This is a genomic window from Rhizobium sp. 01T444 (assembly GCF_056398305.1).
Map to the genome: position 1 here is coordinate 546623 of NZ_JBFTPD010000002.1, position 19467 is coordinate 566089.

General features: G+C 59.3%; 26 protein-coding genes. 21 read left to right on the forward strand and 5 right to left on the reverse strand.

Annotation, left to right across the window (positions count from 1 at the left end; genetic code table 11):
- Nucleotides 1–166 precede the first annotated feature (166 nt).
- From AC1DTN_RS05430 to AC1DTN_RS05460, 7 genes are all read left to right on the forward strand, one after another.
- On the forward strand, nt 167–460 hold the full coding sequence (locus AC1DTN_RS05430) for a GYD domain-containing protein (RefSeq protein ID WP_113324502.1): 294 nt from the start codon (nt 167–169) through the stop codon (nt 458–460).
- A 108-nt stretch (nt 461–568) separates the two neighbouring features.
- Nucleotides 569–1309 (forward strand): DUF930 domain-containing protein, encoded by a 741-nt coding sequence (locus AC1DTN_RS05435; protein WP_442207052.1) that lies wholly within the window; start codon nt 569–571, stop codon nt 1307–1309.
- A 48-nt stretch (nt 1310–1357) separates the two neighbouring features.
- Nucleotides 1358–2455, forward strand: a complete 1098-nt coding sequence (locus tag AC1DTN_RS05440) for a DUF930 domain-containing protein (RefSeq protein ID WP_442206947.1) — start codon at nt 1358–1360, stop codon at nt 2453–2455.
- Between the two features lie 108 nt (nt 2456–2563).
- Complete coding sequence (locus tag AC1DTN_RS05445; RefSeq protein WP_183740999.1) at nt 2564–2725, forward strand: hypothetical protein; 162 nt, start codon at nt 2564–2566, stop codon at nt 2723–2725.
- Between the two features lie 49 nt (nt 2726–2774).
- Entirely contained in the window at nt 2775–3572 is a 798-nt protein-coding gene (locus tag AC1DTN_RS05450) for an APH(3') family aminoglycoside O-phosphotransferase (RefSeq protein ID WP_442206946.1), read from the forward strand.
- A 108-nt stretch (nt 3573–3680) separates the two neighbouring features.
- Entirely contained in the window at nt 3681–4481 is an 801-nt protein-coding gene (locus AC1DTN_RS05455; RefSeq protein WP_442206945.1) for an AraC family transcriptional regulator, read from the forward strand.
- Between the two features lie 72 nt (nt 4482–4553).
- Nucleotides 4554–5441, forward strand: coding sequence for a DMT family transporter (locus tag AC1DTN_RS05460; protein ID WP_442206944.1), 888 nt, complete (start codon nt 4554–4556; stop codon nt 5439–5441).
- Here AC1DTN_RS05460 and AC1DTN_RS05465 read toward each other — a convergent pair.
- On the reverse strand, nt 5438–6301 hold the full coding sequence (locus tag AC1DTN_RS05465) for a helix-turn-helix domain-containing protein (RefSeq protein WP_442206943.1): 864 nt from the start codon (nt 6299–6301) through the stop codon (nt 5438–5440). The genes AC1DTN_RS05460 and AC1DTN_RS05465 overlap by 4 nt on opposite strands.
- 135 nt (nt 6302–6436) lie before the next feature.
- On the opposite strand from AC1DTN_RS05465, the gene AC1DTN_RS05470 reads away from it, so the two are divergent.
- The 8 genes from AC1DTN_RS05470 to AC1DTN_RS05505 all read left to right on the forward strand — a co-directional run bounded on the left by AC1DTN_RS05470 (nt 6437) and on the right by AC1DTN_RS05505 (nt 12049).
- Entirely contained in the window at nt 6437–7372 is a 936-nt protein-coding gene (locus tag AC1DTN_RS05470; RefSeq protein ID WP_113185690.1) for a phytanoyl-CoA dioxygenase family protein, read from the forward strand.
- A 226-nt stretch (nt 7373–7598) separates the two neighbouring features.
- A complete protein-coding gene (locus tag AC1DTN_RS05475; protein WP_007824207.1) occupies nt 7599–7997 on the forward strand; it encodes a DUF427 domain-containing protein in 399 nt (132 codons plus the stop codon).
- Between the two features lie 140 nt (nt 7998–8137).
- Nucleotides 8138–8794, forward strand: a complete 657-nt coding sequence (locus tag AC1DTN_RS05480; protein ID WP_477920062.1) for a hypothetical protein — start codon at nt 8138–8140, stop codon at nt 8792–8794.
- Nucleotides 8795–8917: 123 nt separating this feature from the next.
- Complete coding sequence (locus AC1DTN_RS05485) at nt 8918–10141, forward strand: MFS transporter (protein WP_442206941.1); 1224 nt, start codon at nt 8918–8920, stop codon at nt 10139–10141.
- A 106-nt stretch (nt 10142–10247) separates the two neighbouring features.
- Nucleotides 10248–10601, forward strand: a complete 354-nt coding sequence (locus AC1DTN_RS05490) for a DUF1428 domain-containing protein (protein ID WP_113324512.1) — start codon at nt 10248–10250, stop codon at nt 10599–10601.
- A 73-nt stretch (nt 10602–10674) separates the two neighbouring features.
- A complete protein-coding gene (locus AC1DTN_RS05495) occupies nt 10675–11097 on the forward strand; it encodes a secondary thiamine-phosphate synthase enzyme YjbQ (protein ID WP_439015991.1) in 423 nt (140 codons plus the stop codon).
- A 122-nt stretch (nt 11098–11219) separates the two neighbouring features.
- Nucleotides 11220–11525: a hypothetical protein gene (locus tag AC1DTN_RS05500; protein WP_113324514.1), complete on the forward strand. Its 306-nt coding sequence runs from the start codon at nt 11220–11222 to the stop codon at nt 11523–11525.
- Nucleotides 11526–11677: 152 nt separating this feature from the next.
- On the forward strand, nt 11678–12049 hold the full coding sequence (locus tag AC1DTN_RS05505; RefSeq protein WP_113324515.1) for a hypothetical protein: 372 nt from the start codon (nt 11678–11680) through the stop codon (nt 12047–12049).
- A gap of 115 nt (nt 12050–12164) precedes the next feature.
- On the opposite strand, the gene AC1DTN_RS05510 is transcribed toward AC1DTN_RS05505, so the two are convergent.
- Nucleotides 12165–12908 carry an SIMPL domain-containing protein gene (locus tag AC1DTN_RS05510; protein WP_113324516.1) on the reverse strand — a complete coding sequence of 248 codons (744 nt, stop codon included), beginning with the start codon at nt 12906–12908 and terminating at the stop codon, nt 12165–12167.
- A gap of 229 nt (nt 12909–13137) precedes the next feature.
- Here AC1DTN_RS05510 and AC1DTN_RS05515 point away from each other — a divergent pair, with 229 nt between their 5' ends.
- The 6 genes from AC1DTN_RS05515 to AC1DTN_RS05540 all read left to right on the forward strand — a co-directional run bounded on the left by AC1DTN_RS05515 (nt 13138) and on the right by AC1DTN_RS05540 (nt 17667).
- A complete protein-coding gene (locus AC1DTN_RS05515; protein WP_439015989.1) occupies nt 13138–13284 on the forward strand; it encodes a hypothetical protein in 147 nt (48 codons plus the stop codon).
- Nucleotides 13263–13436: a hypothetical protein gene (locus AC1DTN_RS05520; RefSeq protein WP_439015988.1), complete on the forward strand. Its 174-nt coding sequence runs from the start codon at nt 13263–13265 to the stop codon at nt 13434–13436. Before AC1DTN_RS05515 ends, AC1DTN_RS05520 begins: the two co-directional genes overlap by 22 nt.
- On the forward strand, nt 13433–13666 hold the full coding sequence (locus AC1DTN_RS05525; protein ID WP_439015987.1) for a hypothetical protein: 234 nt from the start codon (nt 13433–13435) through the stop codon (nt 13664–13666). The genes AC1DTN_RS05520 and AC1DTN_RS05525 overlap by 4 nt, the downstream gene beginning before the upstream one ends.
- The gene (locus AC1DTN_RS05530; protein ID WP_477920064.1) at nt 13660–15003 is read left to right on the forward strand and encodes an O-antigen ligase family protein; all 1344 of its coding nucleotides are present in this window, start codon (nt 13660–13662) and stop codon (nt 15001–15003) included. Before AC1DTN_RS05525 ends, AC1DTN_RS05530 begins: the two co-directional genes overlap by 7 nt.
- Before the next feature lie 62 nt (nt 15004–15065).
- Nucleotides 15066–15245: a hypothetical protein gene (locus AC1DTN_RS05535; RefSeq protein ID WP_162748099.1), complete on the forward strand. Its 180-nt coding sequence runs from the start codon at nt 15066–15068 to the stop codon at nt 15243–15245.
- A gap of 199 nt (nt 15246–15444) precedes the next feature.
- Nucleotides 15445–17667, forward strand: coding sequence for an adenylate/guanylate cyclase domain-containing protein (locus tag AC1DTN_RS05540; protein WP_477920066.1), 2223 nt, complete (start codon nt 15445–15447; stop codon nt 17665–17667).
- A gap of 7 nt (nt 17668–17674) precedes the next feature.
- Here AC1DTN_RS05540 and AC1DTN_RS05545 read toward each other — a convergent pair whose 3' ends face one another.
- The 3 genes from AC1DTN_RS05545 to AC1DTN_RS05555 all read right to left on the reverse strand — a co-directional run.
- Nucleotides 17675–18187, reverse strand: a complete 513-nt coding sequence (locus tag AC1DTN_RS05545; protein WP_439015985.1) for a YHS domain-containing (seleno)protein — start codon at nt 18185–18187, stop codon at nt 17675–17677.
- 30 nt (nt 18188–18217) lie between these two features.
- Nucleotides 18218–18808: an ankyrin repeat domain-containing protein gene (locus AC1DTN_RS05550; RefSeq protein ID WP_442206238.1), complete on the reverse strand. Its 591-nt coding sequence runs from the start codon at nt 18806–18808 to the stop codon at nt 18218–18220.
- 483 nt (nt 18809–19291) lie between these two features.
- The coding region (locus tag AC1DTN_RS05555; RefSeq protein ID WP_477920074.1) for an ATP-binding protein at nt 19292–19467 on the reverse strand (176 nt) is incomplete at its 5' end.

Consider the following 19467-nt stretch of genomic DNA (forward strand, 5'->3'; position numbering starts at 1 on the left):
AGCGGATTAGCCCGTCGGGGAACGTCTAGCCCGATTGATGACTCTCGCGCCGCTTGTCCCTATGTGGTGACAGGCCTATAATTTCGGCAGCGGGGGAAGAGAGCGGTCGCGGCGTGCGAGCTGTATCATGCGCCGCGTGACCGTGGCCTCCGTCGGGAGGTGCAGCATGACCACCTACATTCTGCTGATAAACTGGACCGATCAGGGCATCCGGAACGTGAAGGATTCTGCCAAGCGACTGGATGCGGCAAGGAACATGCTCGGCGGCATGGGCGGTTCCTTCGACAAGTTTTATCTCACCATGGGCGAATATGACATGGTGGCCGTCTGCGAGGCGCCTGATGATCGCGTGATGGCGCGCTTCACGCTGTCTCTCGCCACAGGCGGAAACGTCCGCACGAAAACCATGAAGGCATTTTCGGAAGTGAACTACCGCGACATCATCGCGTCGCTCTCGTAGGTCAGGATGGCCAATAGCTGGTGATGAGCCGGATGCGGCGTTGCGGTTGTCCCGCGGCGCTGGCAGTGTCGCTGCGCCTTGAACCCAGAGCATGGACTTGCCTTGCCGATGGAACATGCCGGCCAGTTGCAGAGAGGAAAGTTCGATCCGGCCTGGCCGGTATCGCTCGTACTGCATCTGGTCATCGGCTTGCTTCTGCTTGCTTTCCTGCCTGATGTGCAGTCCATCAGGCCTGCGCCGGAAGACAGCATCGACGTTGAAGTCGTGACACCGCCCGCGATCGCCACTCCAGCTCCGCCGCAAGCCGTCCAGCCGCTGCCGGACAAGAGCGAAGAGAAAGCAAATTCTGCCGCGGGAGAGGATGCCCTGCCGGCAGCCGAGACGGCATCGAGGGAGATGCCTCCTCCATTGCCGACATCGCCGAAGCCGGTGACGTCGGGTCCGCCGGAGTTAAGGCAGGCAAAAGAGCTCTTTTCGGGAAAGACGCTGGCCAGCCCACGCAGTCGCGAGGCGCGCCAGTTGCTCGGCACATTGTCCGGCGGGGAGCGCAATCTGCAGCTCTGCAATCTCGAAGCGCTGGAGCAGATCAGCCGTTCGCGTCCGGGCTCTGCCCCTGACCTCGTTGCGCCCTATGCCATGAAAGCGGAGAAGGTGAGGGGTAACAGCGTCGAGGTGGATGGCGGGGCTTTTCGCAGCAAGCGCAGCTGGTTCAACGTCCGGTTCCATTGCGAGGTCGATCCAGCGGGGCAGGCGGTTGTCGCCTTTGCCTTTGCCATAGGTGACGCCATTCCGAGGAGCGAGTGGCAGGAACACAATCTGGTCGCCGATGATGGCGAGGCCGATCAGTGAGCCTGAAGCGATAGGCGCTGTGCACAAACTTCACGAGGTTTTTTCGATTTGTGGCTTGATGCTGCCAGTTTTAAAGGCCACATCGCTGCTGTGACAGAAGACGAAGTCGAACCGGCAGATACGGACCACGAAAAGGAGCACCAGGAGCCTCGCGTTCGCTGGGTTGTGGTCGCGTCCGTGCTCGTGCATGTTCCAGTCGTCGCGCTCCTCATTTTCGGCTTGCCTGATATTCAGCCGAAGCCTGCAGAAGATGAGAGCGTTAAGGTCGAGCTCGTCCCGCCACCGGAAGAGAAGAAGCCCGAGGAAAAGCCGAAAGAGGAAGAGAAGCCGAAGGAGCAGGCGAAGGCCAAGCAGCCACCGCCTCCACCGCCACCTCCGCAATCACCTCCGCCTGCCGCAGAGACGGCAGAAAAAACGAAGCAGACGCCTATGCCGCCGATGCGTGTTGTCACGGAATTTGGTGATAAGAATAGTGGTCCCAAAAAAACGTTGGCAGGCAATTCGTCTGAAGGCGAAGCAAAGCCGGCAACGACGCCCCCAAAGCGCGATGTTGAGCCGCAGCAAGTGCCCACAGAGGCCGCTGCGGAGAAACCAAAAACTGAGACGCCTCCATCAAGGCCCGTTCCAGATGATGTGAAGCTTCCGGAAGTTGCGGCGGCTGATGCTTCTCCGGAGCCAAATGGGCCGTCAGCAGACGTGTCGGGTGAAGCCAAGACCAGTATCGAGCAGACCAAGCCGCCGGCGCAGAAAACTCCTGAAAAGCCAAAAGAGATGGTGAAGAACAATGATCTGGCGAACGCCAAGACGCTGTTCTCGTCCACTGAGGACGGAAGCTCCCTTGCGCAGTCTGCAGTCGACGGTCTCCCACGCAGCAAAAGGGTGGCCGTTCTTTGCGCCAGCGAGCTTCGAGCCCAACTCGCTTACGGTTCCCCGAGTTACCAGCCCTACGCACTACCCCAGTACGGGTTGCGAGCAGGGACCCTGCTGAATATTGACGATGCAGCCTTTGGTACGGCCAAGGGCTGGTACCATGTTCGTTTCCGTTGTGAGGTGGATGCGGATGCCACGAAAGTGGTTTCGTTTGCCCACGAAGTGGGCGGCTTGATCCCCCGTAGCCAGTATGGAAAATACGATATTCGCGAATAGTCCGCGGCACCTTTGGTCGCGCCCATCCCGAAACAAGCCACGCGCAAGGAACTATCTCTATCGTTTTCCCATGGCCGTGATGATTATGGTGGATAAGGGGACAATGATATGTCGAACGAGATCGAGCACTTCTTCGAGCGTCAGGAAGAAGCCGTCAGCCTGATGTTTCTGGAAAACAAGGCAGACGAGCTGACCGATATTCTGGTCGCCGCCCTGGAAGAAGCTTTCGAAATTCTTCTGGAAAGCGCGCCGGCCGAAACCTTCCACTAAAGCGCCCACACCGACTTTCAGACAGAGTTTCTTCCCATACAGGATCGTCATGGTCGTTCCGCTTCAGGAGGATGGCAGGCTTCCGGTTTCGCTCCGGAGCCATCTTGGCGGCTATGAATGGCGGCGGGACGCGCTCGGCCGTTCCTCGGCTTGCGTTTTCCGATTGGAAGGCGAGAGGCGTCCCGGGCTTTACCTGAAGGTCGAGGAGGCGGGGCCGTTTTGCGAGCTTGCCGATGAGGCCGAGAGGCTTGTCTGGCTTCGCAGCCAAGGCCTCGATTGCCCCGAGGTCATCGCCCATGAGAGCGATGGCGAACGTAGTTTTCTCCTGATGACGGCGCTGCCGGGTGCGGATCTCGTCAGTGCCGCGACGCTGTTGCCGGAAGAGCGCGTCGGGATCTTCGCCTCTGCGCTCAGCACTCTCCATAACGTCGATATCAGCGCTTGTCCGTTCGATCATCGTCTGGAGAAGCGCCTCGCGGTCGCTGAAGCGCGCATGCGAGCCGGCGTCGTCGACGAGACGGATTTCGACGAGATACGTCTCGGCAAAAGCGCCTTCTTCCTCTTCGGCGAATTGCAGCGGCTGCGGCCCGAAAGCGAAAATCTCGTCGTTACGCATGGCGATGCCTGCCTGCCGAACTTCATGGTCGCAGACGGGCGGTTTGCCGGTTATGTCGATTGCTGCCGCCTTGGCGTCGCCGACCGCTATCAGGATGTCGCGCTTGCCTGCCACAGCATCGCCTATAATTTCGGCGAGGAGTTCGTGCGGCTGTTTCTCAATGCTTACGGCCTGTCGATCATCGATCCCGTGAAGCTGGACTACTATCAGCTCCTGGATGAGTTCTTTTAGAACTCTTTGTTTTGAGGCAAAATCGCTGCGCACTTTTGCTGGACTTGCTTCCGCGTCGCTTGCCCGGCTTGCGGCCGGCTGTCAGAGTCGGCCGGAAAGGAGATTGCCATGGCCACCAGCCAGTTCAGGATGCTGCGTTCGTCCGTGCCGGGCGTTGAAGCAGTGGTGGCGACATCAGGCCATCGTTTCGCGCGCCATACGCATGAGCAGTTCGGCATTGGCCTCATCTTTTCCGGTGCGCAGAAATCGCTGAGCGGACGCGGCATGGTCGAGGCGGAGGCCGGCGATCTCATCACCGTCAATCCGAATGAGGTTCATGACGGAACGCCGATCGGCGAGGCGCGCTCCTGGAGCATTCTATATTTCGATCCTGCCGTGATGGAGGGTCTTGCGCGCGAGGTTGCACAAGGCGGGATCGGCCGCTCGGAGATTCCGCACCCCGTCATTCACGACAGGTTGCTCGCCGAACGATTTCGCGTGCTGTTTTCTGCCGTGACCCGCAACGAGGAACGAATGCGCTGCGAGGAGTTGCTGTTGTCGGTCATTGCCGATGCCCTGCGGGAAACGGCGATGCGGGAGGAGCCGGCAACGGCACCGCATTCCATTGTTCACGCCCGCAGCATGATCGATGATGATCCGGCGGCCGAGATTTCACTTTCCGATCTGGCAGGGGAGAGCGGCCTCAGCCGGTTTCAGGTGCTGCGCGCCTTTGCGCGGGCGACGGGTTTTACGCCGCATGCCTATCTCGTTCAGGCTCGCGTGCATCTTGCCCGGCGGCTGATCGCCGGCGGTTCGTCGCTGGCGGAGGCTGCGGCCGAAAGCGGCTTTGCCGACCAGGGCCATATGACGCGCGCCTTCGTTTCCCGCTATGGCCTGACGCCCGGCGCTTATGCGCGCGGCCATTCCTGATCTCCTGCAATTTCGTTCAAGACCCCGCGCTGCCCAACCTGTTTGTTTGCTCCATCTCGAAGGGAGCGGCAGATGAGCAGGGAATTTCAGGGTTACATCTATCTCACGCTGGCCATGGTGACGGTTGGCAGCACTGTCATCGCCAGTAAGGTCATTGCCTCGGGCCTGCCGCCTTTTACGGCGACGGCGCTACGCTTTGCCGTAGCCTTTCCCTTCTTCCTTTTCCTCATGCGCTGGACGGGATCGCGGCTGCCGCGGCTCTCCGGGCGGGACTGGCTGATCCTCGTCACACAGGCGGGGGTCGGGAGCGTCGGCTACACGACCTTGCTGATTTCAGGCCTGTCGCTGACATCGGCGGCCAATGCCGGCGTCATCATCGGCACGCTACCTGTCGTCTCCGCGGCGATCTCCATCCTCCTGCTTGGCGAGAGGCCGCATCGTTTCCTGCTGCTGGCGATCGGGCTTGCGGCTGCGGGTGTCTTTTCGATCGCCTTTTCGCCGGCGGCCGGGCAAGGGTCTCTTGTCGGGGACATGCTGATCTTCGGGGCCGTCATCTGCGAAGGGCTGTTCATTCTCTTGAACAAGCGGCTTGGTACGGCCATTCCGCCGCTGACGCAGTCGGCATTGATGACGGCGATCGGTTTTATGGTCGCAGCCGTACCGGCTCTGTTCGAGTATCATGATATCGGCATCGGTTTGCGGTCCGCCATCCTTGCCGTGGTCTATTATGCGCTGGTACCGACAGTCGGCGGCTTCCTGCTCTGGTATGCGGGGGCGGAGCGCGTCAGCGGTGCAGAGGCGTCCCTGTTTACCGCCGTAGCGCCGGTATCCGCCGTCATCTTCGCCTTCCTTTTCCTGGGGGAAGCGATCGGCCTCAACCAGATATTCGGGATCGCCTGTGTGCTCGCAGCCGTCATCGGGCTTGGTTTCGCCAGCCTACGCCGAAACGGGAAAGCTTAGGCGCGGCGGAAGACGTTGCGATATTCCCGCGGCGTCATTCCGGTTTGCGTTCTGAACTGCCTGTTGAAATTGGCAAGCGAACTATAGCCGACCGCATCGGCGATATGGCCGACGGGCTGGACCGTGGCCGAAAGGCGCGCGCAAGCATCACCGATGCGCATACGGATCAGATAGTCGGAGACGGTCGTACCAGTGTGGCGGCGGAAGAGCCGGTGCAGGCCGGAGACGCTGAGTGCGGCTATATCGGCGAGCTCTTCCAGTGCGATCGTGCGAGCATAATTCAGATGCAGGTGGGTGAGTACCCGGTCGATGCGCTCACGGCTCTCCTGCAATTCCCGGCTTTGGCCGGGTGTGCTGGCCAGCGCAGATGCCTGCCGGTCGCCGGCGATGGAGCCGAGAATGTCGAAGAGCGAGAGCAGCCGTTCGGCAGGCGGCTTTGCGAAGATCGCCTCGATATCGTTGCGGACGGCTTCGGCTGCCTCCTTCGAGAAGTGCAGGCCGCGATCTGCACGGGCAAGCATGGACTCGACCGGACGAAGCTCCACAGCCCCTGATGTCATCTTCTGTATCCAGTCCGGATGGAACCAGAGCACGAGGGCGATATGCGGGTTTGCCTCGTTGTATTTCGCGCGCGATACCCAGGTGTGCGGCAGGTTGGGGCCGACCAGCACGAGGTCGCCATCCTCATATTCCCCGGTATGGTCGCCAATGAAACGCTGGCCGATGGAATTCAGTGTCAGCGTCAGCTCGAACTCGGGATGATGGTGCCACTGGAACGGGATCGCGTCATCCAGCCGTCGGTTCAGCATGCTCCAGGAGCTGTCGGCATGCCGCGGCAATATCTCTAGATAAGGCCTCATCGGGCGCCTTTCGGACTATTGACGCCAGAATAGTATCATAATTTGCCAAGCTGGCACAACATGGCCGGCGCCCGTGCACTACACTCTCCTTATTGCCTGAAACCACAGGGATGAATCAAACGATGGGAGGATCTCATGCAACTGGCAGCGAAACGCGACGCTCATCCGACGGCCTCGTCGGTCACCACCCAGCTCAAGGACATCAAGAAGAGATTGCCGCTGCGCGTGCTCTCGGAGGCGGACTGGCAGCACTGGACGACAAAGGGCTATGTGATCGTTCGCCAGGCCGTTCCTGCAGCCAATGTCGAGCGGCTTGCGGAAGTGCTCTGGCGTTTTGACGAGAAGGATCCGAACGATTCTTCCACCTGGTATGCGCCGCAGCGCCGTGAGCACAAGATGAAAGAGCTCAACAATACAGGCATGCTGGAGATCTACAATCACCAGGCCCTCTGGGATAACCGCATGGAAAAGCGCGTCTACGATGTCTTCGTCGACATCTGGGACCGCGAAGACCTGTGGGTGACGATCGACCGCGCCAATCTGAACCCGCCGAAGAAGGTCAAGGGCAATCCGAACGGCTTCATCCATTGGGACGTCGATACGTCCATCCGGCCGCTACCGATCGGTGTGCAGGGCGTACTGAGTCTTAAGAAGCAGGACGGCGATGTCGGCGGCTTCCAGTGCGTGCCCTATCTCTTCGAGCATTTCGACGAATGGGTGAAGACGCAGCCTGAGGATCGTGATCCAATGCATCCCGACATGACCGGCCTTTCGACTGTCAATATCGATATGGAGCCGGGCGATCTGATGATCTTCAACTCGCTGCTTGCCCATGGTGTTCGCCCGAACCATGCGGAGAACCGTGTGCGCATGGCGCAATATATCTCCATGCATCCGGCCGAATACGACAATGCCGAAGAACGCGAAGAGCGCATCCGCCTATGGCGGGAACTCGACCATCCGAAGCGTGATGCCTTCCCCGGCGATCCGCGCGAATGGGAAAAGCACAATGCCAAGACCGCCGAGCTGACGCCACTCGGCCGTAAGCTGCTCGGCCTCGACCGCTGGTAAGCGGATAGCAGATCATAAGCCGCGGAGGTGGACGCCTTCGCGGCTCTTTCATCATCATTGGCGATATCACTGCGAAGTCCGGCACGAAGCCGCCGATGCTGTCCCTCAACCACACATCTGTAGGCCTATAAAATCTCGAGAACGAGAAGGGGGCTGCTGACCCCTTGGGATGGTCGCTTGCGTACCCTATCTCTTTCCAAGAGATTTCAATCCGGAGATGACATCCATGTCAGGCAAGCCGATCAAGATTCCCGGGCCGGACCATCCGATCACCGTCGAACACAATCCCTCCCGTATCGTCGTCAAACTGGGTGGCCGAGTGATTGCCGATACGCATGATGCGCTGACGCTTCGCGAGGCTTCCTATCCACCGGTGCAATATATTCCACGCAAGGATGTGGACATGTCGCTGCTGGAGCGCACCGACCACGAGAGCCATTGCCCCTATAAGGGGGACGCCTCCTACTACAGCATTCCTGTTGGCGGTGAGCGTTCGAAGAATGCGATCTGGACGTATGAGACGCCCAATCCCGCCGTCGCCAACATCAAGGGCTATATGGCCTTTTACCCTGACAGGGTCGATTCCATCGAAGAGCTGTCGTCGCCCGAAGCAGGGCAGTTCTAAGGGATAACTTGACTTCCACCTATGATCTACGCACCAGGTTCAAGATGACGCCGGATGCGTAAGCGTATTGGGTTAATATGAATCCCTCTCAGGTTGCAGTATCTTTGCCGCGCGCGAGGATACTGCAGACCGGGGGCTTCATGAAACTGGATCAGGTGGAGCTTCGCTCCGAAGTATTGGATATCCGGATTGTAGAGAGCATCGGCGATGGTTCTTTCAATCTTGAATTCGATATTTCTCGCAGTGACGGATACGTTCTGATCCTTCTGGAAATACTGGCGGGAAGGGGCGATTTCCTTGTTCAGGGTTTCAATGAGGAAAATAGTGCCGCCACCTCACTCAGGAGCCGACAAAGGGTCTACATATTGAGACCTGTCGACGCTGCCCGCAGGATCGCAGTCGGCATGTTCGCAGCCGTCAACAGCAAGGTCCGGGCGACAATCGCCTGTTTCAAACGGAAGATCGTCAACACATCCGAGGAATTGTCCTGTCCTCTGTGCCGGGCACTTTCCAAAGTGCTCGTCGCTTCCGCACTTGCCTGGATGGGCATTCCGTCTCCGGACATCCTGGATAGGGTCGAGATTTCCACCGCTCCCTCTGTCGAGCAGATGAGGAGGCTTCTCGGCGGCACAGCGACCATAGGCAGTTCGCAGAACGAGCTACTCGCGCTTGTCGATCCGGGTTTGCGTACGGCAATCCTTGATGTCATGGAAGAGACCATGTGGCTGCTTGATATGCGCGACCAACTCCATACTGCCGCGTGCCAAATGGTCGGCTGCTGTCCGCCCCCACGTTGATGCGGCAATTGCGCGCCGGAGCTTATTCCGGTTGACATAAATCATTTTCAAGCAGAACACCGTCCCGTTCTTATAAGATTCCTATATGTGCCTGTGGCTCGGCCGCAGGCCGGTGACTGAACAATGGACATACCAGTGAAAGAGCGGGATAGCGTTCTGCGCCATCCCGGCTATCTGAACTTCGCCGCCTCCAGAGTCTTCTCCTCGCTTTCCTTCCAGGCCGTGGGTATCGCCATGGGGTGGATGATCTATGATCAGACACACAGCGCCTTCGCGCTCGCACTCGTCGGTTTCTGCCAGTTCCTGCCGATGGCCGTGCTGACCTTTGTCGTCGGTCACGTCGCCGACCGGTTCGATCGCCGCCGGATCGGGCTCGCCTGCCAGCTGATCGAGGCGATCACTGCACTGGTGTTGGCGGTCGCGACCTGGCAGCAATGGCTTTCGCCGGTTGGAATTCTGGTCGCGGTCACCATCATGGGCGCCGTCGTCGCGTTCGAGCGGCCCACCATGGCGGCTCTCCTGCCCAATATCGTGCCGGCCTCGATGCTGCAGAGAGCCGTTGCCACTTCTACCTCGCTGATGCAGACGGCGCTGATCATCGGCCCGTCGCTCGGCGGTCTTCTCTATGGCGTCAGCCCCATTGCGCCTTTCGCGATCGCGGCCGTGCTTTTTGCTGTCGCGAGCTTCAACGTGATTTCGATCCGCATGGAGTGGACGCCTTCGAAACGCGAGCCGGTGACACTTACCTCCGTCTTCGCCGGCGTTTCCTTCATCCGCAGCCGGCCGGTGATGCTCGGCACGATTTCGCTCGATCTCTTCGCGGTACTGCTTGGCGGCGCGACAGCGCTGCTGCCGATGTTTGCGCGCGATATCCTGCATGCCGGCCCGTGGGGTCTTGGCCTGCTGCGCGCGGCGCCCGCAATCGGTGCGCTTGCCATGTCCATCGTGCTGGCCCGTCGGCCCCTCACATCGAATGTCGGCCGGAAGATGATGGCGGCGGTCGCGGTCTTCGGTGTCGCCACCATCGTCTTCTCGCTCTCGACCAACATTGCGCTTTCCGTCATCGCGCTGCTCGTCATCGGTGCCTCCGATACGGTCAGCGTCGTTGTGCGAAGCTCTCTCGTGCAGCTTCTGACACCGGATGAGATGCGCGGCCGCGTCAATGCCGTGAATTCGCTCTTCATCGGCACCTCGAACCAGCTTGGCGAATTCGAATCCGGCATGCTTGCCGGCGTGGTCGGCCCGGTCATGGCCGGCATTGTCGGCGGGTTCGGTACGATCGTCGTCGTGCTCTTGTGGACGCGGCTTTTTCCCGACCTGCTGAAGGTGAAGACCCTTCAGGGCTAGGCTTTATCTCCTTGTTGCATCGGCCGCGGGCGTTAATTGACGCGGCAATGTCGGATGTGGCCGGCGTCGAGCGTCCTTCGGACGTTAACACGAGAGGAGAAATGCTATGTCCTATGTTGATGGTTTCATCGTCGCCGTTCCCCGCGAGAATGTCGATGCCTACAAGGAATTCTCCGCCTATGCCGGATCGATCTGGAAGGAATACGGCGCGCTCGAATATGTCGAATGCCTTGGCAACGACGTGCCCTATGGCGAGCTGACCTCATTTCCACGCGCGGTGATGGCCAAGGATGACGAGGTGGTGGTCTTCTCCTGGATCCTCTACGAATCCAAACAGCAGCGCGACGAGGTCAATGCCAAGGTCATGGCCGATCCGCGCCTTTCCAGCGACAAGTGGAAGATGCCATTTGACGGCAAGCGCATGATCTATGGCGGTTTCGAGGAGTTGCTGCGGCTCTAACATCGAGCCGATGCCATTGACTTCGAGGGCAAGGCACGGCACCTCGCAGAGACAATCTGCGACGGAGACAGCCTTGCCCCAGACTACCTTTGTGATTTCCACCCTCGGCCAGGGCCTCTACGAATTTACCGATCAGGCCAATGACTTCGTGTGCCGGTCCGGCTTGGAAGAGGGGCTGCTGACGGTCTTTGTGCGCCACACCTCTTGCTCGCTGCTCATTCAGGAAAATGCCGATGCCGACGTGAAGACGGATCTCAACAGTTTCTTCCGTCGCCTCGTGCCACCGTCATCCGATCCGTCGATGGGCTGGGTCGTCCATACGACGGAGGGGCCTGACGACATGCCGGCGCATATCAAGGCGGCGCTCACGCAGGTTTCGATCAGCGTTCCCGTCAGCAGCGGCCGGCTGATGCTCGGCACATGGCAGGGCATCTATCTCTTCGAGCACCGAGACCGGCCGCACCGACGCGAGGTGGTGTTGCATCTGAGTCCGTGAGGTCATTAACCCTTGTGAATGCCAACTGAATGGGCGGTTCGAGCGGCATTCAGCTTCATGCGTTTAGTCTCCAGACAATCCCAAAAGGGAGATCGAGGAAACACTACGAGGAGACAACCCCAATGTCGCATTTCCTTGCCAAGGCTTCGCTTGCCGCACTGCTCGCCCTGAGTTCCCTCCCGTTTGCCGGCTCCGTTGCTTTCGCCGCGCCCCAGACGGATTTCGTCGTCAAGGCGCAGTATCATCGCCCGCCGGTTCGCGGCTGCTCGCCGATGCAGGCCATCCGCAAGGCCCGTTATTCCGGCCTGCGCGACGTGCGTATTTCCAACATTACGCCCCGCCGGGTCGTCGTTGCCGGCCGTGACCGCCGTGGCTGGGACCGCATGACCTTCGCCAATGCGCGCGGTTGCCCGCTCATGTATCGCTAATTCGTTCAGCCGGAGTCAGGAAAACTTGAGCTCCGGCCGTTTTGCCTTGACCGCGACACCGTCACCCGTTTTCTCTCGGAACTGTATGTAAGTGATTCCGGAACAGGCTCCGGCAGTTGCCCGCGCGGCTATCAACCACGAGGATCTTTTTCATGATGCAGTTTCTGGCGAAGGCGGGGCTTGCCGCCCTTCTTTCCGCTGCTGCACTGGCCGGCACCGTTGCGCCGGCTGCAGCACAGGTGAATATCATTATTGGCGAACCGGACCGTGGTCCGCCCCCACCGGACTGGCGCCGCCCGCCGCCACCGCCGCCGGGTTACGGCCGTCCGCCGGGTTACGGGCGTCCACCGCGTGGCGGCTGCGATCCGCGCATGGCGGAAAACATCGCCGAGGATTACGGCCTGCGCCGCACGCGCGTCGTCGATGTCACGCCGCGCCGTGTCGTCGTACAGGGCTGGAGCCGCCGCGGCCCCGACCAGATGACCTTCGGCAACGTTCGCGGTTGCCCGCTCATGCGCCGCTGATACCAGGCGCACGATCGTCCATCGCATAAAAAACCGCCCTTGCAGACAGCAAGGGCGGTTTTCTTTTGAGCAGCTTTTCACGTCGGGACAGGGCGCCGAAGCGCCCTGTCGAGCTTTACTGCTCGATTGCGAAAGTCATGCTGACGGTGACATTGTAGCTGTTCTCGCCGCCCTGGACCGGAACGGCAGCGGCATCGGAGGCTTCCTTCATCATCGCGGCGCGGTAGACCGGCTGCGGCATCGGGCGCATGACATTCTCGCTGATCTCGACGATGCGGCCGACCTTCACGCCGGCGGCTTCGCTCAAGGTCTTCGCTTTCTTGATCGCGTTGGCGACAGCGTTTTTGCGGGCTGCCTCCAAGGCTGCTTCCGGCTTGTCGTTGGTGAACTGGATATCGCCGCCCTGATTGATGCCGAGCGTGACAGACTGATCGATGATCTCGCCCAGTTTGGACAGGTCGCGGACGCGGACAGTGACCGAATTGCTGGTCTGGTAGCCGATCAATTGCGGCGGCTGCGGCTGGTTGTCGACCGGCTGCGGGTAATTGTACTGCGGCTGGATCGAAAAGCCCGAGGTCTGCAGATCGCGATCGGCAATGCCGCTCTTTTTGAGCGCGGCCAGCACCTCGTTCATCGCCTTGTTGTTTTCGTCGAGCGCTTCACGGGCTGTCTTTGCCTGTTTGACCACTGCGAGATTGACGACGGCCATATCGGGAGCCAATGCCGATTCGCCTTCTCCTGATACGTTGATGACCGCTTCGCGCGGCCGATTCTCCTGCGCAAGAAGCGGAGCTGATGCCGCGAGCGGCAGGCTCAGAAAGGCTGTCAGAAGGGCAGTCTTGGTGTAGTTCGGCGCCATGTTTGTTCCTCGGCTGTTTGCGTCCCTGCGAGCTTTGTGTCTGTGGATTGTGAAGCTATTGCGGCAGGAATCGATATGAGAATTGCTTTACCATGATGATTGCTTTCGACTAAAGGGTGTAGGGGGTAATCAACGCATGGTAGGTAATCTGGGCGTGTGGATGTTGCCCGCGGTTAAGCCTCGACTTATAAAGAACCGCATTTCTGTCTCATGCTGAAGTTTCGCTTTTATGAAAATCGGTGCCTATGTCATCAACCTGAACCGCTCCATCGCCCGATGGGAAGGGCTTTCGCGGAAGGCCGATTCGCTGGCGCTCGACGTCGGCATGATGCAGCGATCATCATGGAAGATGACGTGGAACCGCAGCCCGATCTGATGGAACGTGCAGAGGCTGCGCTTGCCGCGGTTCCGAAAGCGGAACTGGTCAAGTTGCTCAACCACCAGTCCAAAGGCATCCTGAAGAAGGCGACGACGAAATTCGGCGATGCCACCGGCCGCTGCATCCACGGGCCGCAGGAAGGACGATGACCGTCATGGTCTATCCCTTCGATGTGGCATTAGAACGCGGGTGGTCGACCGAGGTTAATACCTTTACGGTCGAGAACAATCTGATAGAGCTAGGGCTAAACAGCCACGAAACGGCGATTGCGACGAAGCTCGACTACAGACGGCAGAAATTCAAGGGAATACGCCGCTCGGTCACGTATCTGCTTCGCGCCGCCGATTATGCTAGAAGGGTGCAATATTCTCTATGGTAGCGAGCGAAGAGCCGATTGCCACGCCCTCCCGCCTCAAGCCCGTCCTCGTCATCCTGTGGCTGCTGCTGATTTCGGCTCCCATTCTGGAAAGCGATAGCTATCGCTATGCGGCGCTGTTGCTGATCGGGACGACCTTTGTCTGGTTCAAGCCGAATTTAGGTCTGCTGAAGCGAGACTGGCTGGCCAATGCCTGCCTTGCCTGGGGCGCCTACGCGCTGCTGCGCTTCCTCTTCGGCCTGATCGTCGACGGTGAAAAGGGCGCGTCCGACTGGCTCTACGCCTTTCCGCTGTTTTTCCCGGCTGTTGGCATCGCGCTTTATTCCAGCCGGAAACATGTCGAAACGGTCTTTGCGATCTATTTCCCGATCGCACTTGCCGCCCTGCTGATCTCCACCGACTACCGGCAGATTCTGGAAGGCGATGACCGTATTTCGCCGCTCTTCCATAACAATCTGATCCACGGCGCGATCGGCTGCGGCTTCCTGATGATCGGCGCCTTCTACTGGCTGTTGCACGCCTGGGAGACTGGCAAGCTCGCGCGCCGTTCCGGCAACTGGATTGTTGCCGTCGCGACACTCGTCATCGCGCTCTGCCTTTTCAATATTTACGGCTCCAAGGCGAAAGGCGTCTGGCTGAGCCTCGTCCTCGTCGGGCCGCTCATGCTGGCCTCGCTGCTGCTTTACGCAAATAAACGCCGGGCCGCCTTGGTAGGGGCTGTTGTCGTCGCCCTTATCGCAGCAGCGCTTTTTGTCGGTGGTGATGATATCTGGAGGTTTGCCGGCCCGACCTACGAGGCCACCGCACGGATCGAGACCGAAATCTCTGCGCATGGCGCATGGAATGCTGTCGCTGCTGCGATCGCGTCAAAAGATACGCCGGAGTCGATGAGTGAACGGCTGCAGCTCTGGGCAAATGCTTCGGAAGTGATTGCCCAGGCGCCTCTCTTTGGTGCCGGCAACCACTGGCTGACGCTCTGGAACTCGACCACCTATGCCAGCGTGCCCTATACGCTGCTTCATAACGGCTATTTCGAAATGCTTGTCCGTCACGGGCTGTTCGGCATTATCGTTTTCGCCATATTGGCAACGGCCATGTACAGCCGCGTTTTAGCTGCGTGGAGAGCCAAGTTGATCAGCCTCAGCGCGCTACTCGCCTATAGCACGGTGACGCTATTCTTCCTTGGAACGATCCTGTCCAACTCCAACAACCGGCTGGCAATCGGCGAATCGTTCTTCTTCGTGTTCTCCGCCGTCGCGTTTGCCTGCGGGATCATGTTGAAGAAGGGAGAGATCAGGCAGAATACCGGCATGGTATCTCGGGATCAGAAGGCTGCCTGAGAGGGCGATGGAACCTAGCCCAAAAAGGGATTGCAGAGCGCTCCTAGGATGGAGCGCCCGCGTTGTCAGATACCGAAATCGTCCAGAAACGAGGGATGGATCGCGGTCTTCCTTGCCTCGCGCGCATCACGATAGCGCTGCTGGGCAGAATCGAAGCTGTTAACGATCCGTCGTATAAGGCCGCTTTTGCGGCGTTTGAAAATCAAGTGCATAGCAAGCTCGCTTTTTCTTATTTTTGTTAGCCGGCAGCATATAATTTGCGCAACGTGGCGCGGCAATGGGCATTTTGGCATGCCACCTATGCAGAATATGACAGTGATATGACATGGAAGGGATCGCGGTCCGCCTAAGGCATCCGAGATACGGTCAATGGCCGCGATGGTATCGGCCATAGCGGTGCTGTAAGATGCCGCTGTCGTCCTTTCGGGGGAAGAGACTGACATGGAGCGCCGCCTTGCAGCCGTCCTGATTGCCGATGTCGTGGGCTATGGCCGTTTAAGCCAGGTCGACGAGGAGGGGACGCGTCTGCGTTTCCAGGCAGACATGAGGGAGGTTGTCGAGCCCCTGATAGCCGAGCATAGCGGGCGGCTGGTCAAAACCATGGGCGACGGGCTGCTGGTCGAATTTCACAGTGTGGTCGAGGCCATGCGCTGCGCGGTGGACGTGCAGAAGCTGAAGGCGAAGCACAATGCGGAGATTCCGGCCGATTTTCGCCTGGATTTCCGCATCGGCATCAATCTGGGTGACATCATCGTCGAGGGGAGCGATATCCACGGCGATGGCGTCAATCTCGCCGACCGTATGCAGGTGCTCGCCGAGCCCGGCGGGATCGCGATCTCCGGGCCAGCCTACGACCAGGTGAAATCGAAGCTCGATGTCAGTTTCATTTCGCTTGGCGAGCAAAGGGTCAAAAGCATCCCCGAACCCGTGCGCGTCTACCGCGTCGTGTTCGATCCGGCGGCAGCCAAGAAGTTCAGCAATCTGCGAAAATATCTCAGCCGCCGGCGCATCGCGGCAATGGTTGCTGCTGCCGTCCTGCTCATTCTGGCCGGAGCGGCGCTGTGGTGGCAGCCATGGGCGCTGCTCGAAAATCCGTCGTTGACCCAGCGCTTTGCCTATCCTTTGCCGGACAAGCCCTCCGTGGCCGTGTTGCCATTCATCAATGTCAGCGGCGACGTCGAGCACGATCATCTTGCCGAAGGCCTGACCGATGATCTGATTACGGAACTGTCGAAAGTCTCCGGGCTCTTCGTCATCGCGCGACACTCCGTTTTCGCCGTGCGCGACAACAGCGGCAAGATACAGGATGTGGCGGCCGAGCTCGGCGTCCATTATGTCCTTGAAGGCACGCTGCAGCGCGCGGGCTCGCGATTGCGCATCAATGTCAAACTGATCGATGCGCTGACCGGCCTTTCCCTCTGGGCCGAGCGCTACGACCGCGAATATGCCGACCTTTTCGCGGTCCAGGATGATGTCATCAGCAAGATCATCGCAGCACTTGCCATCAGGCTCAGCGAGGGCGAGCGCACGCAACTGGCGCAGATCCCCACGGAGAATCTCGAGGCCTACGACTATTATATGCGCGCCGAGCAGGCGGGTCTCACCTATGGAGACGTCGCGACCTACCGCGAGGCGCTGTCCTATTATCAGAAGGCGATCGACCTCGATCCGAATTTTGCCGATGCACATGCGGGTATCGCGCGCATCGCCGTCGATGTCTGGCGCAACGACTACAATATCCTCTGGTCGGCGGCCGTGGCCCGCAAGATCGCCTATGACGCGGCAGGGCAGGCATTGAAGATCGATCCGAACAATGCGCGGGCGCATACGGTCCTTGCCCTCCTGCAATTGGTGGATGGTCGCCAGACGGAGGCGCTGATATCGGCGAACCGTGCCGTGCAGGCGCAGCCGAGTGATGCTGAAGCCAATGGCAATCTGGCCCTCGTGCTCGCTCACATCGGCAATCGCGAGCAGGCGATCAGCGAAATGGAAAAGGCGCTGCGCTTCGATCCTTCGCCATCTCCCGGCTTCCAATTGCTTGCGGGTATCGTCTTCTACATCGTCGGTGATGACGACCGGGCGATCTCACTGATGGAGGCGGCCCGCGACGCGCTTCCCAATGCGGAGGCTGMGCGCGAATTCCTGGCTGCAGCCTATATCGAGGACGGCGATAAGAAACGCAGCCTGCAGGAGAAGACGAAGCTGCTGGAGCTCTTTCCAGAAAGCAATCTGACCTATTACAGCTATCTCTACGACTACTGGCGCAAGGAGGATCTGAACCTGCATTTGAGCAGGCTGCAGAAAGCGGGAATTCCCGAATGGCCTTTTGGATTTCAGGGCGAGAAGGCTGATCAGGTCACCGGCGAGCAGTTGCGCGATCTCATCAGTGACAAGACCTGGAACGGCAAACACCGCAACGGCACGCARTTCGTCCAGTTCTTCGACAAGGCCGGCAAYACCGCCTATCGCAGCGCCAACACGAATATCACCGGCACCGTCGAGATCAGTGGAGACTGGCTCTGCGAGAAATTCGCGGGCTATTTCCTGGACAGGATGGTCTGCGGCAATGTCTATCGCAATCACGCTCCCGAGGAGCCCGGCGCGACATACGTGCATGTCACGCCGCAGGCGCTGAAATTCTTTTCGATCGACGCTGACCGGTGATTGTCACCTACTGAGCAGATGGATGCTGCCAGTCTTTCTGCGCCTTCTCCGAGATCAGAATGTTCTGCACTTCCGACCAGTGCTTCTGGGAGTCGACCACTTTCGTCGGGTTCTTCACCAGTCCATCGGCCGCGCCCGGATCATAGCTGATATAGAGCTTGCCTTCGATGATCCGCCAGGCATTCGGATCGATATTGGTGGTTACCGTTCCGAAGGACACGCCATCGGCGCAGTAGCCGCCATATTGCGGGGCATATTTGCCGGGATCCTTGACGAACATGTCACGATGCTCGGCGCTGGCGAAATACCAGGTCGCGCCCAGCCAGTGATGGGAATATTGCGGCGACCCTTCCACAGCTTTATCATCCGTGAAATAGGCGACCGGGTCATAACCCTTGATGGCCACATCCCCGAAATAGCCCGTATTGACGAAATCTTCCGCTGTGGCCTCGTTTGCCAGCAGCAGGACGGCGATGCCGCCTATCGCTGCGGCCTTCACAAATCCATTCCAGTGAGACATTTCAATGCTCCCGTTTTCAGGCGCGCACGCTCATTTTCGCTTCGTGCATTCGTCATAGAGCCACTGACCCGTGAGGTCCGCTCCCTGACAGGCGGCGCCCGCTTTCAACAATAGAGTGACGGCGTCCCAGTGCGATCGCCATCCGGCCTGGGTCACCGGCGTGTAGCCGTTTCTTTCCTTCGGCTCGATATCGGCCTTTTGCGCAAGCAGGAAAGCAACGACATCGGCATGGCCTTCCTCGGCTGCCGCATGCAGCGGCGTCATGCTGTAGAAGTTCTTGTGATCGTTGACGGAGGCGCCTCTCGCCACCAGCAGTTCCACGATATCGAGATGGCCGCCATAGGCCGCCGCATGCAGCGCCGTCAGCCCGCCCTTGTTGCGGATTTCGATGTCGCAACCGCGATCAAGAAGAAGAGTGACGACATCGGCCTTGCCGGACAGGGCCGCAATCAGCAGCGCCGGCTCGCCCGTATCATCCAGTTCAGCGAGGTTTGCTCCCTGATCGGCAAGCTGCTTGACACGCTCGACATTGCCCTCGCGCGCCGCATCGTGCAGTGGGCCCGCGGACGCTGCGGAAATCCCAAGGCCGAAACAGATGAAGCTGATCCAAAAGACATTCATCGCGCACCCCCGTCTTGCCATCCCTGGCTTACAAGCGCGAAAGCGTGGTTAAGCTATCATGAATATAATAGGTGGGCAATAAATGGCGACGGTATGTGGGGGATTGCTGGTGCCGACCGACCTATTCAGGTGCTAACCCTCTGCGCCCCGAAAGCTGGATAGTTGTGAGCAATGGGAGAATGGTAGGTCCGGAAAGACCGGAGGAGACCTCAATGGGCTGCTCCGGCGAGAGATTTGAAACTCCACTAGGCGATCTATTAAAGCCAGAGAATAGCGTCTTTAGCATGGCCGTTCGGGCTCCATATTTTCTCTGAGCAATCTGGATTTTGACAGCGTTCAGCGAAAAGTCCTTGCAGGGTTCGCAATCCGACGACAACGAATGTGATCGGTATTGCTCTCCTTGCAGCCGCCTGTTGGTTTTCACGCGGAACTGAGCCGGTTTTTCCACCGAGAAGTGAGCCACCTCTAAGTATGGTTTTTTGATCAGGCTCTGGTCAAGTGACTGGCTTTTTCTCCTCTCTTTTGCGCTGCGGCGGCCGAGCTGGCTTTGAAGCGGAAGCTGTCGTTCCCGGTTTCAAGGATGTGGCAACGGTGGGTGAGACGGTCGAGAAGAGCCGTCGTCATCTTGGCGTCGCCGAAGACCGTTGCCCATTCGCTGA

What these genes read in the sequence shown, in the direction of transcription:
- AC1DTN_RS05480 (WP_477920062.1), top strand. Translation starts at nt 8,138, where the DNA reads ATGAAACTGGATCAGGTGGAGCTTCGCTCCGAAGTATTGGATATCCGG.
- AC1DTN_RS05450 (WP_442206946.1), top strand. Translation starts at nt 2,775, where the DNA reads ATGGTCGTTCCGCTTCAGGAGGATGGCAGGCTTCCGGTTTCGCTCCGG.
- AC1DTN_RS05430 (WP_113324502.1), top strand. Translation starts at nt 167, where the DNA reads ATGACCACCTACATTCTGCTGATAAACTGGACCGATCAGGGCATCCGG.
- AC1DTN_RS05500 (WP_113324514.1), top strand. Translation starts at nt 11,220, where the DNA reads ATGTCGCATTTCCTTGCCAAGGCTTCGCTTGCCGCACTGCTCGCCCTG.
- AC1DTN_RS05475 (WP_007824207.1), top strand. Translation starts at nt 7,599, where the DNA reads ATGTCAGGCAAGCCGATCAAGATTCCCGGGCCGGACCATCCGATCACC.
- AC1DTN_RS05460 (WP_442206944.1), top strand. Translation starts at nt 4,554, where the DNA reads ATGAGCAGGGAATTTCAGGGTTACATCTATCTCACGCTGGCCATGGTG.
- AC1DTN_RS05490 (WP_113324512.1), top strand. Translation starts at nt 10,248, where the DNA reads ATGTCCTATGTTGATGGTTTCATCGTCGCCGTTCCCCGCGAGAATGTC.
- AC1DTN_RS05465 (WP_442206943.1), bottom strand. Translation starts at nt 6,301, where the DNA reads ATGAGGCCTTATCTAGAGATATTGCCGCGGCATGCCGACAGCTCCTGG.
- AC1DTN_RS05530 (WP_477920064.1), top strand. Translation starts at nt 13,660, where the DNA reads ATGGTAGCGAGCGAAGAGCCGATTGCCACGCCCTCCCGCCTCAAGCCC.
- AC1DTN_RS05545 (WP_439015985.1), bottom strand. Translation starts at nt 18,187, where the DNA reads ATGTCTCACTGGAATGGATTTGTGAAGGCCGCAGCGATAGGCGGCATC.
- AC1DTN_RS05525 (WP_439015987.1), top strand. Translation starts at nt 13,433, where the DNA reads ATGACCGTCATGGTCTATCCCTTCGATGTGGCATTAGAACGCGGGTGG.
- AC1DTN_RS05515 (WP_439015989.1), top strand. Translation starts at nt 13,138, where the DNA reads ATGAAAATCGGTGCCTATGTCATCAACCTGAACCGCTCCATCGCCCGA.
- AC1DTN_RS05455 (WP_442206945.1), top strand. Translation starts at nt 3,681, where the DNA reads ATGGCCACCAGCCAGTTCAGGATGCTGCGTTCGTCCGTGCCGGGCGTT.
- AC1DTN_RS05445 (WP_183740999.1), top strand. Translation starts at nt 2,564, where the DNA reads ATGTCGAACGAGATCGAGCACTTCTTCGAGCGTCAGGAAGAAGCCGTC.
- AC1DTN_RS05550 (WP_442206238.1), bottom strand. Translation starts at nt 18,808, where the DNA reads ATGAATGTCTTTTGGATCAGCTTCATCTGTTTCGGCCTTGGGATTTCC.
- AC1DTN_RS05435 (WP_442207052.1), top strand. Translation starts at nt 569, where the DNA reads ATGGAACATGCCGGCCAGTTGCAGAGAGGAAAGTTCGATCCGGCCTGG.
- AC1DTN_RS05510 (WP_113324516.1), bottom strand. Translation starts at nt 12,908, where the DNA reads ATGGCGCCGAACTACACCAAGACTGCCCTTCTGACAGCCTTTCTGAGC.
- AC1DTN_RS05485 (WP_442206941.1), top strand. Translation starts at nt 8,918, where the DNA reads ATGGACATACCAGTGAAAGAGCGGGATAGCGTTCTGCGCCATCCCGGC.
- AC1DTN_RS05505 (WP_113324515.1), top strand. Translation starts at nt 11,678, where the DNA reads ATGATGCAGTTTCTGGCGAAGGCGGGGCTTGCCGCCCTTCTTTCCGCT.
- AC1DTN_RS05470 (WP_113185690.1), top strand. Translation starts at nt 6,437, where the DNA reads ATGCAACTGGCAGCGAAACGCGACGCTCATCCGACGGCCTCGTCGGTC.